This is a genomic window from Pseudotabrizicola sp., assembly GCF_030656345.1.
In the GTDB taxonomy this organism is placed as follows: domain Bacteria; phylum Pseudomonadota; class Alphaproteobacteria; order Rhodobacterales; family Rhodobacteraceae; genus Pseudotabrizicola.
The window spans coordinates 25,903-42,132 of the sequence record NZ_JAUSNR010000017.1 but is presented as its reverse complement, the minus strand read 5'-3'; the positions used below and the strand labels follow the sequence as shown (position 1 = coordinate 42,132).

Below are 16,230 nucleotides of genomic sequence, written 5' to 3'. Positions count from 1 at the left end.
CACGCTGCTGTTGCCGCATGTGGACCTGTTCTGGACAGGGGTGCTGACGATCCTGATCAACCTGATCATGGCCAGCGCTTTTGCCTCGATCCTGATCTACGCGATGGACCTGCTGCCCGACCGGATCGGCCTGATTGGTGGATTGTTCTACGGGTTGAACTTCGGACTTGGCGGCATCGCAGCCGCGCTCCTGGGCGTGCTGGCGGACAGCTACGGCGTCGAGATGGTTTACCGCATCTGCGCCTACTTGCCGCTTTTTGGGGTGCTGGCCTGGTTCCTGCCCCGGATCGAGGAGGATGTGGGCACATAGGTCCGCGGTGACAGCTATACTGCATGGGACCAGAGACATGAGCGCCGCGCAAGCCCGCCGACCGTGCTCTGTGTGGTTGGTGGTCATCGGTGTTTTGGGTGCGGCGTGCTAGGGGGCTGATATCCGACCCATCACGACGGATTGGGGAGGAAGGATGTTGTCGCGTAGCTCTTAAATGGGGTCATCCTCAATCTGTGAAGCTCAGTCAGACCGTGACACACAAATTGAGGATGACCCTCGTTAAAGGCAACGCGACAGGCGCTCTGACTGCCGCGATCTTTGCCGGAGAAACCCTGTCTGCCAGTGAGATGATCGGTGGCGGGTTGGTTATTCTGTGCGGAATGCTGGAGGTCTGGCCGACAAAGGGGGAAGGTGGACAATCGCAGCCGTCCAAGACCGTGCCACAGCAAGGCTGAAGCTGCCATTGTCTCCCAAAAGAATAGGTGCTCTCGTGTCGCCCCTTCCCACTGTGTGGTATCCTCGGTTGTTCCATAGCATACCCTCTTGCCGACCACCGACCAAACAACCAATCCGATGGTCAGCAGCGCGCCGATGACCGGTTCGACATCAAGAGCCTGAACATAGTCTTTGGCAATTAGTCCGGTGCCAACGACTGTCAGGATTTGCCGGCAGCGAACGCTTCCCATTTCAGTCCACCGACATAGCGTTCGTGCATATGCCCCGTGTCGTTCAGCGTGAACAGGTGCAACCAGCGATTGTCAAACAACGCGCGCACGCCGTCATGACGCCCAAGGATATCGTTGATCGCTGCCAGTGGGGCCTCGACGATGATCGACAGGCGCAAGGGTTCGTGCACCAGCTCCGCGCCATCATGCACCGATTGCCAGGGCAGGCCCGTGCGCAACAGCCCGCCACTGCCTTCAACCACGCCGATCCCCCCGGTGACATTGTGCAAGAGCTTGTTGCCGCCGCCAAAAGTCACTGGGGCAACAGTGGATCCGTAGTATTGCAGGTTGATCCAGCTTGCCACCACGACGGGCGCGGTCAGGATCAGTTCCAGCACGCCAAAACCCGTGTCTTGCCGCCAGTCATAACTATGCAGGAACGCCCGTCCGCCCAGGTTCTGTGCCGCGGTGCGACTACGTGACGCCGCGACGAAGGCCCGGCAGCCTGCAAGACCCCACTCCGGGCGCACTTCCGCCCAGTTGCTTGACCGCCCGGCGACGTCGCCCGCATTCTTGGCGCGGGGCAGACGCAAGGCACGCTCGCCACGCGCGATGAGACCGGCAGCCGTCAACCAACGCTTCAGGTCGGTCAGGTCCTTGGCGTGGTCGGCCGACGGGTGATCGCCGTCGTAAACCAGAACGTCATCGGTGGTCGTGTCGTGCAGGCCCGCGACGAACAGCGTGTCCTCCGGGATCGGTATGCCGCGCGCAGGCAGGCCTTGGCGCACCTCTGCGTCGTTCAGCAGCCCTGCCAGAAGCCGTGCGTTCACCTCACCGGAATAGCCACCGCAGGCACCGCAATGCAACGCACTGGCATGCGGGTTGTTCGTGACATTCGCGCCATGCCCGGCAAGCAGCACGATGCGGGCAAAGCCTTCGGTCATCGACATGGCGCGCAGCACCATCTCCGCCGAGGCCAGCTTTTTCGCCGCATCCAGTCCGGGCGACAGTTGCGGTGCGGGGTCCTGCGGCAGATGCGTGGGGCCAAGGCCAAGTGCGTCGCGCACCAGCTTGCCTGCATAGACCGGTCCCGTCGCCTCGACAAAGGCGAAGGACGATACGGCGGCCAGCTTGAACCGGCCCCAAGCGCGTTTGGCGCGAGCGGTGATCCGGGCGGCGTCTTCCGCTCCGGCATGCGGCTGAATAGTGCAGGATTTGACGGTGGAGTTTAACAGAACCGGCAGCCGCGCCTCTGATACGTGGGACGCAAAGGGCCGATGATCGACGAACATGCCGAAGAACCCGGCAAATCCGATGGTCTGGATACCGGGTTCCACACCTTCCAGCGCACGGCGGAACACTTCGGACCGCACGTCGATGCAGAAGGCCGCCTGCAACGCCGGACGCGTCTTTGTCTCTGCAGGTGCCGGTGCGGCAAAGGCTGCCGCCATGTCGCGCTGTGCTGCACGCTCGGCCGCCTCTTGCAGGATGCCGTCGATCACCTGATCGGTGCTGGGCAGCAGCGCCGTGGCATGTGCGGCAACGGCCGCAGCCCATTTGTCACCGATGTTGGCCTGGTACTGCGCCAGAAGGGCTACGTCCCACATCAACCGTATCACTAGAAAGTCGGTCACGTCGCTGTCCGTGCCCCCGGCAAGTTCAGCCTGCCACAACTCATAGCGGGCGTACTGGCTCCACCCGCCCAGCGACATCAGGGCTGCATGGAAGGCCGTGTCCAGCGCCTCGGCAGCCAAGCCCAGCCGCGCGGTGGCCCATGCCAGCGCCTCGGGTGCCAGCGCTGGAGCCTGTGTGACAAACGCCGCAAAGCCCCTCAGCCCGGCGATCTCGGGCGTCAGATCATGGGCGGCAAAGTTGCGCCAGGCCGAATAGGCCGATGTGCCGGGCACCGTGGTCCACAGCGCCTGACCCCTGTCGAAATGCCCCGCCGCAAAGGCGCTGAACCGGTCATTGACCACTCCGGGCCAGTCGATCCCCGAGGCCTCAGCCGCCAGCCCAGCAACCGAAGGCAGCGCCTGTTGCGTGGTCGAGGGCTCATTCATGGCTGCCTTCAACGCGGCAAGGTCCGCAGGGGTACCCGCGTCGGGTGAGGCTGCAAGCGCCGCCGCCAGATCGCCGTCGCTGATCCGGCCATCCGCGATCCGCGCCAGATACCACTCGCGCGGCTGGGTCACGGGCGTTCCTGACACCCGTCCAAGCCGCGCGGCGGTCTGGGCAAGTGTGTCGCCGGTCTGGCCGAGAAACGGGTTAACCGCAACGCTCGACGCCAGCGGGAATAGCGGCGGGATCCCGCGGGCGGCGGTATTGGCGGCCTTGATCAGGGCTTCGCTGGGCGCTGAGCCAAGCTCGGGGTGATGGATCATCATGTCGGGCATCCTTGGGATTTGTGAAAGCGGATCAGATGTTCGGCGTCTTCGTCCACTTGGCCAGCAAACGGTCGAACACCGCATTGGCATAAAGGCCGTTGTTCAGATGTACCCGCAGGCCCGCCGCCGCCGGGTGATGAGCCCAAAGCGGCAACAGCGCCTGCGCCACGGCGACAAGGCCAAAGCTTGCTACCGCCAGCACGATCAGCGCCCATTCCAGCGGGCCGGGCGCGAACGTTGCAGGCAAGGTGCCAGCGGTCAGCGCCTCGGCCCCGGCCTGAAGGGAGAAGTATCCCAGCGAGGCGGCCAGCGCATAGATCACCGTCGTTCGGGTCAGCGCCTTTGGTGCGGCCCCGGCGAGGCCTTGGGCAATCAGATAGGCCACACCAAAGATCAGGATGGCACCCAGAGCAATTGCTTGCGGTGACTCTGCACCCCACCCGAAGGCCTGACCAAAACCGAAGGTCATCAGCGAATAGATGGCAAGGGCAGTTAGAAAGGCCTGCACGACCTTTGCGCCGGACGGCACGGCAATCGGTCCGGGCCTGCGGACCAGAGCCACGGCATCAACCGCGCCGCCTGAGGCGAGAAAAGAATGCGCCTTGTACAGCGAATGCACCACGATATGGAGCAGAGCCAGAGGGAACACGGCCAGCCCGCATTGCATGACCATGAACCCCATCTGTGCCACAGTGGACCAAGCCAGCGATGTTTTGACCGCAGGTTGCGTCAGCATGACCATGCCGCCGAAGATCGCGGTAAAGCCGCCGAGCATGACCAGCACCGCCAGCACGCCGGGCGAGGCCAGCATCACATCGGCAAATCGGATTATCAGGAACCCGCCTGCGTTGATGACCCCGGCATGGAGCAGCGCGGACACCGGAGTGGGCGTCTCCATCACCTCGGTCAGCCAGCCATGCGTCGGGAATTGCGCAGATTTCAGCACAGCGGCTAGCGCGATCAGGGCCGCAGCCCAGACTGCTGTGGTCGGTGCGTCACCTGCCTTTGCACCCTCCAGGATCGTCGCGATATCACCGCTGCCAAAACCGCGCCACAGCACCAGCGCTGCGCCAATAATCACCAGATTTGACACACCGGAGGTCACCAGCTTTTTATGCGCCGCGCGGCGCGCCTGCACCCGGTCGGGGTAAAAGAGTAGCAACTGGTGCAAGCTGAGGCTGGTTGCGATCCAGGCCAGCACCAGTTGCATCAGGTGACCCGCCGTCACCAGTAATAGGACTGTCGCCAAGGTGGCGCACATCCAGCCCATGAAGACGCCCTGCCGGGCCTCGCCGTCCGCATATGTGCCCGCATAGCGCAGCACAACCCACCCGATGAAGCTGACCAGACACAGCATTACCACGCTGACCACGTCTAGCCGCACCGACAGCCCCGGCACCAGAACCACCGTCTGCGGCCCCTGCAGGATCAGGAGTGCCACCGAGCCGATAGAAACGACCATCGCCGCGATCCCCACAGCCTCAGCTACCCCGGCGACCGTCTTTGGGCGGCGTCCTGGGCGCAAAAAGCCGAGCAACGCTGAAAGGATCAAAAGCAGGGGGGCGAGATAGGCAATCAGGGCTGCGCTCATGGCCGTGGTCCTTTCAAGGAAAGCTTGCGTCCCGGTCATAGCCGCGGCGCAGCATCGTGTGAAATACATTGTTTGCTGAATATCGTTCTGTTAAAGCGAACGGATGAACGATCTCAACTATCATCACCTGCATCTGTTCCGTGCCGTGGCCCATGACGGCAACCTGACCCGCACAGCGGAAAAGCTGAGCCTGTCGCAGTCGGCAGTCTCGGTGCAGATCCGCAAGTTGGAAGACCGACTTGGCCACCCGCTGTTTGAACGGCGTGGGCGGCAGTTGCACCTGACCGAGGCGGGGCGTATCACCTTGGATCATGCCGATGCGATCTTTGCGGTGGGCGATGAGTTGGTGGGCACGCTGCGCGGCACCGGGCGCGCGGTGCAAGTCTTGCGGGTGGGTGCGCTTGCTACCTTGTCGCGCAACTTTCAGATGGGATTCCTACGCCCTGTCCTTGGGCAGCCCGACAGTGAAGTGATCCTGCGCTCAGGCAGTCTGACCGAGCTTTTGCATCAGTTGGAGACCCTTAACCTTGACGTGGTGCTGACCAATCAACCCTCGCAGCGTGAGGCGACAACAACCTTTGTCTCGCACCGACTGGCCGAGCAGCCTGCAAGCCTTGTCGGCACCGCGCGGCGTTTGAAAAACACTGGGGACCTTGCTATGCGTCTGGCCACTCAGCCCATCATTCTCCCTAGCACCAATAGTTCGATCCGCATTGCATTTGACGCTTTGGTTGCACGATTGGGTATCCGTCCTCATGTCGTGGCCGAGGTGGATGACATGGCGATGATGCGTCTGCTGGCCCGTGAAGATGTGGGCCTTGCCGTTTTGCCTCTGATCGCTGTGAAAGACGAGTTGGAACAAGGCACCTTGATCGAGGCCGACCGCCTGCCTGGCATCAGCGAGACATTCTACGCTATCACCTTGGACCGCCGCTTTCCGAACCCGATGCTGACAGGATTGATCAATCCAGACTGACCAATGTTGACCCGGCTACACCGCGGCCGCAAGAGTTTGGTTGCATCGGTGGTGACCAACATTTCCAGTGGATTGGCTTGGTTACCTTTCGTTAAAAAATTAGAATAGGGTCGAGTGACCTCTTCCGATGCCGCATTGGACTTGCGCAACAACCGGATCGTCTGTCTGCGACTGCTGCGCGACAAGGGGCTCCAAATCCCCGGAATCGCGTTCCCTGTTTGAACTGACCCTAGCCCTGCTGCTGTTCCTTTTCCCGCTGGCCTTCAGCCCAGGGCTAGAAAACATGTTCTTTGCGGCAATCGGTGGGCGCTTTGGGCTGCGGCCATCGCTGCCTGCGACCAATGGCTATCATCCGGCCACATTCGCAGTGACAACAGTCGTCGGGTTTGGCTTTGTGGAGTTGGCCGGGCTGAATTCAACGGTGTTCAATATCCTGCGCATTGGGGGATCGGTCTATATCCTTTGACTTGCGTGGCTGTTTTTTCGTGCGGGGGCCAAGTAGGGCATAAACGAGGCGCGCGAGGAAACCGCGCTGAACGGGGCGATCCTGTTAGTCTTCAATCCCAAGGTCTATCTGATCGTCGTCTTGGTGTTCAGCCTGTTCATGCCTGCCTCGGGCGCAAGCAATGCTGTGCTCGTCCTCTGGATTACGACTGTGTTCACTATGAACAACCTGGTGGCCCTCACCATCTGACCCTCGCCTTTGATGGCCGGGACGATCGGCGCGTTGCTGGCGAGTGGGGGTGGCCTTCGCGCCCTACTTTGCGTGAATTTTTTTGCACGCCTTTCATGGAAGGCTTACGAGCGAACAAGTCGCCGTCGGCTGGCCTATCTACAGTCACGGCTGCTGTCGTGGGGTGATGCTGAACCTAACGGTCTGGATACCGGATTGCGCGAGAATGGGCGAGCACATGCGTTGGCAAGCCGTGAAGCGGGCCACGTCTGACCTTCATGGGCTTGGCGAAACGCCAATCACAGCGCTATGCAGACCAAACGCCGCGGCCCAGATCGCCACAGCAATGGCCAGACGCCATGCCAAATCACGCCGATTTTCGATTAGCCATGTCGGTTCGAATAGTGGTGCCAGTGACAGAACAGGTGCCGCTTGAAACGCCCGGACCGCGTCGTCGCTGGCAATCGCGTTCTTTGCCCTGCCGTCAAACATCGGCATTGCGGCAAGGCTCATGCCTGCAAATCCGCCAAACAGAAGTAGATGCGCAAGATCGCCATTTGGCGGCAGATGTGCCGCCGACCAAAGCGCCAAAGCCCATAGCACCGGGTGCCGGGTCAGAGCGACCAGACCGGGGTTTGCCGGGTCAAACGCCATGCCTGTCTTGCTTCCAAGGATATAAGGCCAGCGGGTTCCGATGCCGATCACGGCCAGAAACATCGCGAAGGGCGTCACGACAGTGGGCACCTTCCGGGTCCATTCAGACGCGTCCCAAAGCTCTATGAAGGGTGCTCGGATGGCGGACCCGATCAGCCAGAGCAGCACCACCAAAGAGACTATCCCGTATCCCGCAAAATAAGGGCCGCGACCGATCTTGGCGATTAGGGTTTCGCGCAGGCCGCCCATTCGGGGCAGGAAGTGGGACGCCATGAACACAACCAGCGCAAGCGCGAATTCTGCCCAACCCGACAGGATCATGGGTCGGCCTTTTCCATCAGGTGCCTGATATGGCGAGCAAAGGCCCAGGTGGCGGGCACGCCCAGCAAAGCACCCCCAAGCACCGAGTGCACAGGCGTCAGCACCGGCCAGCCGATCCACGACCAGATCAGCGAGGCGAAAAACACATTGACCGCCATAGCCCCAGCACCAAACGGATAGAGGTACAGGAACAGACGCTCCACGCTTACCTGCGCAGTCATCTGCGGCTGACCAGCCACTGCACGGCGACCAGCGCCGCAAGGAAGATCAGTGAGGCGGCGAGATAGGCCAATTCCGCCTCGGCCGTTTGCGGCTGAGGAATCGGGCGCTGAAAGGTTTCGGTGGCGGCAAGGGCGGGGGTCAAGATCGCGAAAAGGATCAGGGGCAGGCGCATGTCAGCTCTCCAAGGTCAGGGATCGGTAGATATCAGGCAGGGCGCGGCCCAGCCGGGCGGGGTCGGGCAGCAGGGTGAACCCGGCGCGGCCAAAGATGCGCGCGAACCAATCCTGCCCGTCGGCATCAACGATCACGCCATGCACGGCGTGGCCCAAGCGGCGGGCTTCTCGCACGGCCATGTGGCTGTCCTCGATGCCATGGGTGCCCTCGTAATGGTCAAGGTCGTTTGGCTTGCCATCGGTCAGCACCAGCAGGAGCTTGCGTGCTGAAGGCTCGGCGGCAAGCTGGGCCGTGGCGTGGCGGATCGCTGCCCCAAGACGGGTATAGTGGCCAAGGATCAGACCGCCGATGCGGGCGGTGACTTCGGGCGTGACGCGGCCATCAAAGCCCTTGCAGCGGGTCAGGAACACCCTGTCGCGGCGGAGCGACGAGAAACCCCAGATCGCCAGCCTGTCGCCCGCGGCGTCGATACCGCCTGCGAGAGCCGCCAAAGCCTCGCGCATGGTGTCGATGATGCTGCGGGTGCCGACGACGGATTCGGTGGAGCGGGAGCAGTCCATCAGGATCGCTACCGACAGATCTCGTTCCACGTTGCGCAGGTTGCGGAAGATGCGGTCGCTGCCTTGGCCCGTTGCGCGGATGGCGACTTGGGCCGCAATCAGCGCGCCAAGGTCAAGCTCGGCCCCGTCCACCTGACGGGGCAGGATGATTCGGCGGGGATGCAATGCCTCGAACTGCTGCCGGACACGTGCCATCAGGCGCGGATCGGGGACGAAACCATCGCCTTGCGTCCCTTCCGCTTCCAGCACGCGGGTGTGATCGGGCATATAGGCACGGGCGCGGTGGTTCCATTCGGGATAGGTGAAGGTATCGGACAGGCGTTCGTGGTCGGCATCTTGCGGGGCAAGATCCAGGTGCAGCCGCAGCCGGGTGGCGGCGCGTTTGTGGTGTTTGGTCAGGGCGATGTGGTCCTGATCCTCGGCCGCCTTCTGGGCGTTTTCCAGATCGTCATCGTCGGTCGCGCGGTTCAGGCCCATGCTTTCGACCCACGAGAAGATCGACTCAAACCGGTGCATGATGAAACTGTCTGTGCGGTTGGCCTGCTCGTTGTCTTCACGCCTGGCCTGCTTGCGGGTGGCGGTGGCGACCCCGGGCGGGGCGGTGGTGGTTTCCTCGCCGGGGGCGGCGGTTTGGCTGCGCGCGGGGCGGTCCAGGCGCAGGTGCACGGGCACGGGCGGCAGGGGGGCGTAGCTGCGCGGGGCGGGAGGTGTGGCGTAAGTGGCAAGTGGATTGCCCATGAGAAGGGCGCCCAAGTCCTCGGCGGCCAAGCGTTCAGCGGCTGATGCAGGGTAAAGTCGCAGCGCGCCCGCGAGATAGGCGCAAAGCGCGGCATGGGGCGCGCGCAGGCCGGGGCACAGCGCAAGGGCGCGAGCGCTGGCGGCTTCCATCGCGGCAAGATGTGAAAGATCGGCCGCCAGTAGATCAGTAGGGGGCGTATAGGGCTTTGCAGTGGCGGCCAGTGCTGCCAGCCACAGGTAGGCCGCTCGGTTCAGGGTGGTATCCGGAAAGGCATCCATTGCTGCGGGCAAACGCAGGGTATCACCGTCAAACGTGGCGACATGTTCCATCACCCGCGCCTCGGCCAGATGCGCGCCCACCCCCCGGCGGTGGCGCGAGGCGGTGGCGGGGCTGGCCGCCACCTCGACCCCCGGCTTGCCACCAAGCGCGCGGAAAAGGAGTGTGACACCGGGGCGCACGGCCTCAAGCGCTACGGCATGGGCCGCAAAGCCTGCCACGGGGGCCAGACGCTGGGCCATTCCGTGCCAGAGGTTGCCGACGGTTTCCTCAGGCTCCATAAGGTCTTTGGGGTGCAGCGCCATGACTTAACCGTAGACCGAAGCGATGACGTCGCGCAGAGCTTGTGCCACGTCAGGCTCGTCCGTCAGGGGCTCAATCACGGCGGCTTGCAAGGCGCGGTCTATCGGCATGCCCCCGGCGATCAGGGTCGCGGCATAAATCAGCAGGCGAGTAGATACACCTTCCTCCAAATCCATGCCCGACAGCGCCCGGATGTGACCGGCCAGCCGCACCAATGGGGCCACGCGCACCGCATCCAGCCCGCTTTCGCGGGCGACCACAGCGGTTTCGGTGGCAGGATCTGGAAAGCCGAAGGTGATCGACAGGAACCGCTGGCGGGTGGATGGCTTCAGCCGTTTCAGGATGTTCTGGTAGCCGGGGTTGTAGCTGGCCACCAGCATGAAGCCCGCTGGGGCCACCAGTTCCTCGCCGGTGCGGTCGATCATCAGGGTTCGGCGGTTGTCGGTCAGGGGGTGCAGGACGACGGTCACATCCTTGCGCGCCTCGATCACCTCATCCAGATAGCAGATCGCCCCTTCCCGCACGGCGCGGGTCAGGGGGCCATCGACCCATTCGGTGGCACCACCGCGCAGCAGGTAGCGCCCGATCAGATCTGCGGCGGACAGGTCATCGTGGCAGGCGACGGTGTAGAGCGGGCGGCCCAGCCGTGCGGCCATGTGTTCCACGAACCGCGTCTTGCCGCAGCCGGTCGGCCCCTTCAGAAGAAGGGGCAAACCGTTGGCATGGGCCGCTTCGAACAGGGTCACTTCCTCTGCAACGGGGCGGTAGTAGGGGGCCAACGCATCTGCCCGGTCCGGGGTCAGCGCGTTCATGTTGCCTCTCCCACCGGTTCGGGCATCGTGTTCGGGGTGATGACCTCACGCCGCACCACGACTTGGCTGTAGATGAACAGGATCGCCCCCAGCACCACGGCAATGCCCGCCCCGAAGCGCATGACGTAAAAGAGGCTCAACTGGTCCTGCACGTCCATGTAGTAATCGCCGACGATGCGCTGCATGTGGGTCTGGATGGTGCCCGCAAAGGTCAGCACAAAGGTCATGAACGCCATGCCCCCGGTCATCAGCCAGAATGAGATCATGTTCAGCACCTGATTGTAGGGTGCCCGGCCTCGCAGAAGCGGCATGGCGTAGGTAATGATGGCAAGGTTCATCGCCACATATGCGCCGTAAAAGGCAAGGTGGCCGTGTGCTGCGGTGATCTGCGTGCCGTGAGTGTAGAAATTCACGCCATGGAACGTGTGCAGAAAGCCCCAGACCCCCGCGCCGAAGAAGGCCACCGTGGCCGAACCCAAGGCCCAAAGAAGCGCCGCCTTGTTGGGGTGCGTGCGCCGACCTTTCCAGACCATGATGAAGGCGAAAGACATCATCGCAAAGAACGGCACCACCTCGAACGCCGAGAAGATTGAACCCGTCCACTGCCAGTATTCCGGCAGGCCGATCCAGTAGAAATGGTGGCCGGTGCCCAGGATACCCGAAAACAGCGCGGTGGCGACGATGACGTAAAGCCACTTTTCCACCACCTCGCGGTCAACGCCTGTCAGCTTTAACATCAGGAAGGCAAGGATGGCCGCCATGACCAGTTCCCATGTGCCTTCAACCCAAAGGTGGACCACGAACCACCAGTACATCTTGTCCAGGCTCAGGTTGTCGGGGTTGATGAAGGCAAAGATCCACAGCAGCGACAGGAGCCACAGGCCAGTCAGCAACACGCCGGTGATGGCCGTCTTGCGGCCCGCCAGCACGGTCATCGAGATGTTAAGAAGGAAGATCACCGCCGCCAAAAGGATGCCGAACTTGACCCAGAGCGGTTGCTCCAGAAATTCGCGCCCGCCATGGATCCCGACGAGATATCCTGCCACCGCGCCAAGGGTGCCGACCACCAAGATGATCAGTTGCAAATAGGCCAGCTTGACCGACCAGATATCACGTTCGGACTCCTCGGGCACAAGGAAATAGGCAGCGCCAAAAAAGCCCAGCAGCAGCCAGACGATCAGCGCGTTGGTGTGGATCATGCGGATGATGTTGAAGGGCAGCACCTCGGACAGCGTGTTGGGCGAGATGTAGACCCAACCCGCCAGCAAACCACCCAACACCTGAATGCCGAACAGGCCCATGGCGACAAGGAAATAGGCATAGGCCACCTTTTGCGATTGATATTTCATGTCTTTCTCCTAGCCCGCATCCGTTGGCGGCCAACCTTGGGTGTCTGTCTGATCGGCCCACCGCAGAAATTCGGAGAGGGCGCGCATCTCTTCGGGGGTGATCTCGAAATGGGGCATCTGACGCCGCCCCTCGATGCCACTGGGCTGGGCGGCCATCCAGCCGTCCAGCGTGAGGTAAGCGTCCTCGGGGTCTTCCAGCACGCCCCAACGGGTCATCACATTGCCCAGTTCTGGTGCGAAATACGCCCCCTCGCCATGCAGGGTGTGGCAGTTGATGCAGCTGTGCCGCTCCCAGACATGCTTACCCAGGATGACCTCGGGCGTCAGTGGCATGCCGGCGGTGGAGACATTGACCACATAGCGGTGCGAATGGATGGTCATGAGCACGAACACAACGACGAAAAAAAGCGATCCACCGTAAAAAATGTTCCTGGCCCGTGACTTCGTAAGGATCTCTGACATTGGGTCGGTCCTGGCGATGGTTGCGGATGGCACGGTTCTACCCACGGCTGAACGCGCGGACGTTGTTCCAGCACAACGACCAGGACGGATGATGCGGGCAGGGTTCACAAACGGCACGTCCTGCGCAGCGGAGGCACCATGTTCGGCCCAAGGATGGACGACCCCGATCTCCCGCTGCGGTTGCTGTTCTCCCACTGGCCCGCAACAGCGACCGTTTTTCTATCGCATCGCATGGTCTGCTTTGGCTGCCCGATCGCCCCGTTTCACACGGTGATCGACGCCTGTGCCGAGTACGGGCTGGAGGAAGCGCTGTTCCGTGCCGAACTGCGCGCGGCGGTTGCCAGGTGAAACTCGCCCTTCATACGCAGCCCCGGCAGGCGTGTGAGACAAAGACAAAGGCCCAGACGATGACCAAATCCACGCCAGCACCTTATGGCGGCCCCGCCGTGTTCAGCTATGGTTTTCGCCCGTTCTTTCTGGGGGCGGGCGTGTTCGCGATGCTGATCGTGCCGCTGTGGATGGCGATCTGGTCAGGCCAGATCGCGGTGACCGGCCCGTTCTCGCCGCTGGATTGGCACATCCACGAGATGCTGTTTGGCTATACGTCTGCGGTGATTGTGGGATTTCTGTTCACAGCCATTCCGAACTGGACCGGCCGCATGCCCACACGCGGCTGGCCCCTGATGGCGCTGACCGCGCTGTGGCTGGCCGGGCGGTTGGCAGTCGCTGGTGCGCTTGGGCTTGGACAGGTTGCAGTTATGGTGGCTGACTGCGCCTTCATGGCGGCGATCAGGGTGATGGTCACGATCGAGATTGTGGCGGGGCGCAACTGGAGCAATCTGAAGGTCGTGGCACCCGTGCTGCTGTATCTTGCGGCCAATATCACGTTTCACCTTGAGACGATGATTGCAGGGTCTGCCTACTATGGCCGTCGCCTTGGATTTGCGATGGTGGTGATGCTGATCGGGCTGATTGGTGGACGGATCATCCCCAGCTTTACGCGCAACTGGCTGGTCAAGCAGTCGCCCGAGCCGGGTCCGCTGCCGATCCCGTTCGGGCGGTTTGATGCGGTCAGCCTCGGCGCTACGCTGCTTGCGCTGTTGGTCTGGGTGATCTGGCCGATGTCGCTGCTGACCGGGGTCTTTTTGGGGCTGGCCGGTGTGGGGCAGGGCGTGCGGATGCTGCGTTGGCGGGGGTGGCGGGTGTGGTCGTCACCGCTGGTCCTGATGCTGCATGTGGCCTTTGGATTCATTCCGGCGGGGCTTGCGGCCTTGGGTCTGTCGGCCCTTGCGGATGTCCCGCCTGCCATAGGGTATCATCTGCTGGGGATCGGCGGCTTTGGCGGCATGACGGTGGCGGTGATGATGCGCGCTTCGTTGGGGCATACTGGGCGCGCCTTGGAGGCGGGGCCTGTCTTGACGCTAGCCTTTGCTTGCGTGGCTTTGGCGGCGGTTGCGCGGGTGGCCGTCCCGCTGCCCTTGGGCCTGTGGATCGCGGCGGCGCTGTGGACGGCGGGTTTCAGTGCCTTTGTCTGGCGCTTTGCCCCATTGCTGACCCTGCCCAACCCGGCGCGGCGTCAGCCGAATGGCCGCTGATGTGTCAGGCGGACGCCCCGCTGAGGATCACCAGTTGATGCGGCGCGGTCACCGTGATCTTGCGGCGCTCTGACATCACGATTCCGTCACGCTCCCACCCGCTGAGCAGGCGGCTGACGGTGTGGAGCGTGGTGCCGGTCATGTCCGAGATGTTCTGACGGGTGATCGGCAGCCCGATCTCGATGCCCCCCTCGACCTTTCGCCCGGTCTGGGTAATCAGACGCAGGATCGCGCAGGCAACCCGCTGTTCCACCGCCTGCGTTGCCAGCTCGACGATGCGGTTGTTCATCTCGCCGACCCTTTCACCGATCACGCGGTAGCTTTCGGTGGCAAAGCCGTCATAGCGTTCGGTGAATGTGGCCCACAGCCGGTTGGGCCAGGCCAGTGCCAGACACTCATCGGCCGTCATTGCCGTGGCGGGATAGGTGGTGCGACCGAGGGCAGCGCCGATGCCGAACAACTGCCCGGGTGCGATGTGCAGCGCGATGATCTGATCGCCGCCCGGTGTGGTGCGTATCACCCGGATATGGCCGTCCATCAGCAGAAAGAACCGCTCGACCGGCGCGCCCTCGCTGAAGACTGCCACACCGGCATCGAACCGCAAGGGGGATGCCGCGTCCAGAATCTCGCGGATCTGTGGGCGGGACAGTTTGCGGAACGGGGGCAGGTCGGTCAGCAGGCTTTCGTCAAGTTTCTTTAACACAAAGCCTCCGATGTTGTGGCAGCACAACGAGCCGCGCGCGACCTTAGCCTAGAACCGATGCAAGACCAATCGCTACTGTTCCAAGAAAGGACAAGCCATGTTCCCGAAACTGATCGCCGCCAGTCTTGCCACGCTGCTGCTGACCTCTGCCGCATTTGCCGAGAACTTTGAGGTGAAAATGCTGAACAAAGGGGCCGAAGGTGCCATGGTGTTCGAGCCCGCCTTTGTGAAGGCGGCTGTCGGTGACACCATCACCTTCATCTCCACTGACAAGGGTCACAATGCCGAAGGCATCAAGGGTATGCTGCCCGAAGGCGTCGAAGAATTCAAAAGTGACATGGGCAAGGATTACATCCTGACCCTGACCGCCGAAGGCCTGTATGGCGTGAAATGCACCCCGCACCTGTCGATGGGCATGGTCGCTCTGATCCAGGCCGGTGCGCCCGTCAACAAGGACGCGGTCATGGCCGTCGAACTTAAGGGCAAGGCAAAGACCCGGTTTGAACCGCTGCTCGGCCAGATCGCCGAGTAGTTGAAATAGCATGATAAAAAGCGCGGCCCATCATATGGGCCGCCCTTTTTTTGGTTTCGCCTGGCCATTTCCAGTTTGGCCAGAGCGCGATGGGCCAGAACACGATAGGTCAGCCGATGCTGTCGCGCACCAGCCGGAAACCCAGATAATCCGGCGGCACGCCTGCCGCACAGCCGCCTGACCTTGCGTCACGGATGAAGTCGATGACGAAGGCACGGTGTTTGCCCTGCACCGCCCGCACGCCGCAATAGTCGGATTGCGTCAGGATTGCCGCGCCGTCAGGGCTTAGCGTGCCGTTCTGAAAGCAGGTCTCGGTCCACTCCCAGATGTTGCCCGCCATGTTGGCCACGCCTGCGGTGTTGACCCCGAAATTCCCGATCGGATGGGCATCAAGGTCTGCCTCGCCGCGCAATTCCACCTCGCGCAGATATGCGGCGATCCAGCGGCGCGACGGGTCGGTGCCATTGGCCTCGGCGGAAAATCCGTCTTCGCTGCCGCGTTCTGCCGCTGCGCGCAGCCATTCGGCATCGGTTGGCAGGCGCCAGCTTTGCCCGGTGCGCGCCGAGAGCCACGACGCATAGGCGGTGGCATCGGTGAAGTTGACGCCCGTCTGGGCAAAGTCCTTACGCCCCTTGGAGGGCAGGGCAGGACAGGCATCCTCGGCCACGCAAAGCGCATAGTCGGCTTCGGTGACGTGGTATTTCATGATGTCGAAGGCGCTGGCCGTTTGTTGCAGCGGCGGGGCGTCGATGACGCGGGTTCCTTGCCGAAACTCGCCCGCCGGTCGGTAGTCCTGAAGGGCGGCTGCCAGATGCACGGTTTCGGGGGCGGCAAGGGGGCTTGGGGCGGGCCACAGCACTGCGACAGCCCCAAGGGTGGCCACGACCAGTGATGCACCTGCGATGCGACGTTTCATGACGGCCCTCCGGATTGAAAAGGGAGCCCCTTGGAAGGGGCTGCCCATCTGT

The 16,230-nt window shown here is 62.6% G+C and carries 17 protein-coding genes and 1 pseudogene; 7 read left to right on the top strand and 11 right to left on the bottom strand.

All coding sequences use genetic code 11. The features are described from left to right. Window positions 1–310 (top strand): annotated as a pseudogene (locus tag Q7J44_RS10200) (MFS transporter); the annotation flags it as partial. A 230-nt stretch (window positions 311–540) separates the two neighbouring features. Continuing rightward, window positions 541–726 (top strand): hypothetical protein, encoded by a 186-nt coding sequence (locus tag Q7J44_RS10195; protein ID WP_304879496.1) that lies wholly within the window; start codon window positions 541–543, stop codon window positions 724–726. A 200-nt stretch (window positions 727–926) separates the two neighbouring features. Here Q7J44_RS10195 and Q7J44_RS10190 read toward each other — a convergent pair whose 3' ends face one another. Both Q7J44_RS10190 and Q7J44_RS10185 read right to left on the bottom strand, forming a co-directional pair. After that, window positions 927–3,317, bottom strand: coding sequence for a YbcC family protein (locus Q7J44_RS10190; RefSeq protein ID WP_304879502.1), 2,391 nt, complete (start codon window positions 3,315–3,317; stop codon window positions 927–929). 34 nt (window positions 3,318–3,351) lie between these two features. After that, window positions 3,352–4,911 carry a proton-conducting transporter membrane subunit gene (locus Q7J44_RS10185; protein WP_304879494.1) on the bottom strand — a complete coding sequence of 520 codons (1,560 nt, stop codon included), beginning with the start codon at window positions 4,909–4,911 and terminating at the stop codon, window positions 3,352–3,354. 103 nt (window positions 4,912–5,014) lie between these two features. Here Q7J44_RS10185 and Q7J44_RS10180 point away from each other — a divergent pair, with 103 nt between their 5' ends. Together Q7J44_RS10180 and Q7J44_RS10175 are read left to right on the top strand one after the other, a co-directional pair. Further along, window positions 5,015–5,887, top strand: coding sequence for a LysR family transcriptional regulator (locus tag Q7J44_RS10180; RefSeq protein ID WP_304879492.1), 873 nt, complete (start codon window positions 5,015–5,017; stop codon window positions 5,885–5,887). Between the two features lie 283 nt (window positions 5,888–6,170). Then, complete coding sequence (locus Q7J44_RS10175) at window positions 6,171–6,353, top strand: hypothetical protein (RefSeq protein ID WP_304879490.1); 183 nt, start codon at window positions 6,171–6,173, stop codon at window positions 6,351–6,353. Between the two features lie 483 nt (window positions 6,354–6,836). Here the strand turns inward: Q7J44_RS10175 and Q7J44_RS10170 are convergent, their stop codons facing one another. From Q7J44_RS10170 to Q7J44_RS10140, 7 genes are read right to left on the bottom strand one after another with little or no spacing between them, the layout of a single operon-like run. Then, on the bottom strand, window positions 6,837–7,535 hold the full coding sequence (locus Q7J44_RS10170) for an NnrU family protein (protein ID WP_304879489.1): 699 nt from the start codon (window positions 7,533–7,535) through the stop codon (window positions 6,837–6,839). Further along, a complete protein-coding gene (locus tag Q7J44_RS10165) occupies window positions 7,532–7,756 on the bottom strand; it encodes an NnrT protein (protein ID WP_304879487.1) in 225 nt (74 codons plus the stop codon). Before Q7J44_RS10165 ends, Q7J44_RS10170 begins: the two co-directional genes overlap by 4 nt. Further along, window positions 7,753–7,929: a hypothetical protein gene (locus tag Q7J44_RS10160; protein WP_304879485.1), complete on the bottom strand. Its 177-nt coding sequence runs from the start codon at window positions 7,927–7,929 to the stop codon at window positions 7,753–7,755. Before Q7J44_RS10160 ends, Q7J44_RS10165 begins: the two co-directional genes overlap by 4 nt. A 1-nt stretch (window position 7,930) precedes the next feature. After that, window positions 7,931–9,811 carry a nitric oxide reductase activation protein NorD gene (locus tag Q7J44_RS10155; RefSeq protein WP_304879482.1) on the bottom strand — a complete coding sequence of 627 codons (1,881 nt, stop codon included), beginning with the start codon at window positions 9,809–9,811 and terminating at the stop codon, window positions 7,931–7,933. A gap of 3 nt (window positions 9,812–9,814) precedes the next feature. Beyond that, window positions 9,815–10,621 (bottom strand): CbbQ/NirQ/NorQ/GpvN family protein, encoded by an 807-nt coding sequence (locus Q7J44_RS10150; protein WP_304879480.1) that lies wholly within the window; start codon window positions 10,619–10,621, stop codon window positions 9,815–9,817. Further along, entirely contained in the window at window positions 10,618–11,970 is a 1,353-nt protein-coding gene (locus tag Q7J44_RS10145) for a cbb3-type cytochrome c oxidase subunit I (protein ID WP_304879478.1), read from the bottom strand. Before Q7J44_RS10145 ends, Q7J44_RS10150 begins: the two co-directional genes overlap by 4 nt. Window positions 11,971–11,979: 9 nt before the next feature. Further along, window positions 11,980–12,432, bottom strand: coding sequence for a cytochrome c (locus Q7J44_RS10140; protein WP_304879476.1), 453 nt, complete (start codon window positions 12,430–12,432; stop codon window positions 11,980–11,982). Window positions 12,433–12,570: 138 nt separating this feature from the next. Here Q7J44_RS10140 and Q7J44_RS10135 point away from each other — a divergent pair, with 138 nt between their 5' ends. Further along, window positions 12,571–12,780, top strand: a complete 210-nt coding sequence (locus Q7J44_RS10135) for a DUF1858 domain-containing protein (protein WP_304879474.1) — start codon at window positions 12,571–12,573, stop codon at window positions 12,778–12,780. 59 nt (window positions 12,781–12,839) lie between these two features. Beyond that, window positions 12,840–14,027, top strand: a complete 1,188-nt coding sequence (locus Q7J44_RS10130; protein WP_304879472.1) for an NnrS family protein — start codon at window positions 12,840–12,842, stop codon at window positions 14,025–14,027. A 4-nt stretch (window positions 14,028–14,031) separates the two neighbouring features. On the opposite strand, the gene Q7J44_RS10125 is transcribed toward Q7J44_RS10130, so the two are convergent. After that, window positions 14,032–14,730, bottom strand: a complete 699-nt coding sequence (locus tag Q7J44_RS10125; protein ID WP_304879470.1) for a Crp/Fnr family transcriptional regulator — start codon at window positions 14,728–14,730, stop codon at window positions 14,032–14,034. 97 nt (window positions 14,731–14,827) lie between these two features. Between Q7J44_RS10125 and Q7J44_RS10120 the strand changes: the two genes are divergently transcribed. Then, window positions 14,828–15,262 (top strand): pseudoazurin, encoded by a 435-nt coding sequence (locus Q7J44_RS10120; RefSeq protein WP_304879469.1) that lies wholly within the window; start codon window positions 14,828–14,830, stop codon window positions 15,260–15,262. A gap of 109 nt (window positions 15,263–15,371) precedes the next feature. Here Q7J44_RS10120 and Q7J44_RS10115 read toward each other — a convergent pair whose 3' ends face one another. Continuing rightward, a complete protein-coding gene (locus Q7J44_RS10115; protein ID WP_304879467.1) occupies window positions 15,372–16,178 on the bottom strand; it encodes an SUMF1/EgtB/PvdO family nonheme iron enzyme in 807 nt (268 codons plus the stop codon). Window positions 16,179–16,230 lie beyond the last annotated feature (52 nt).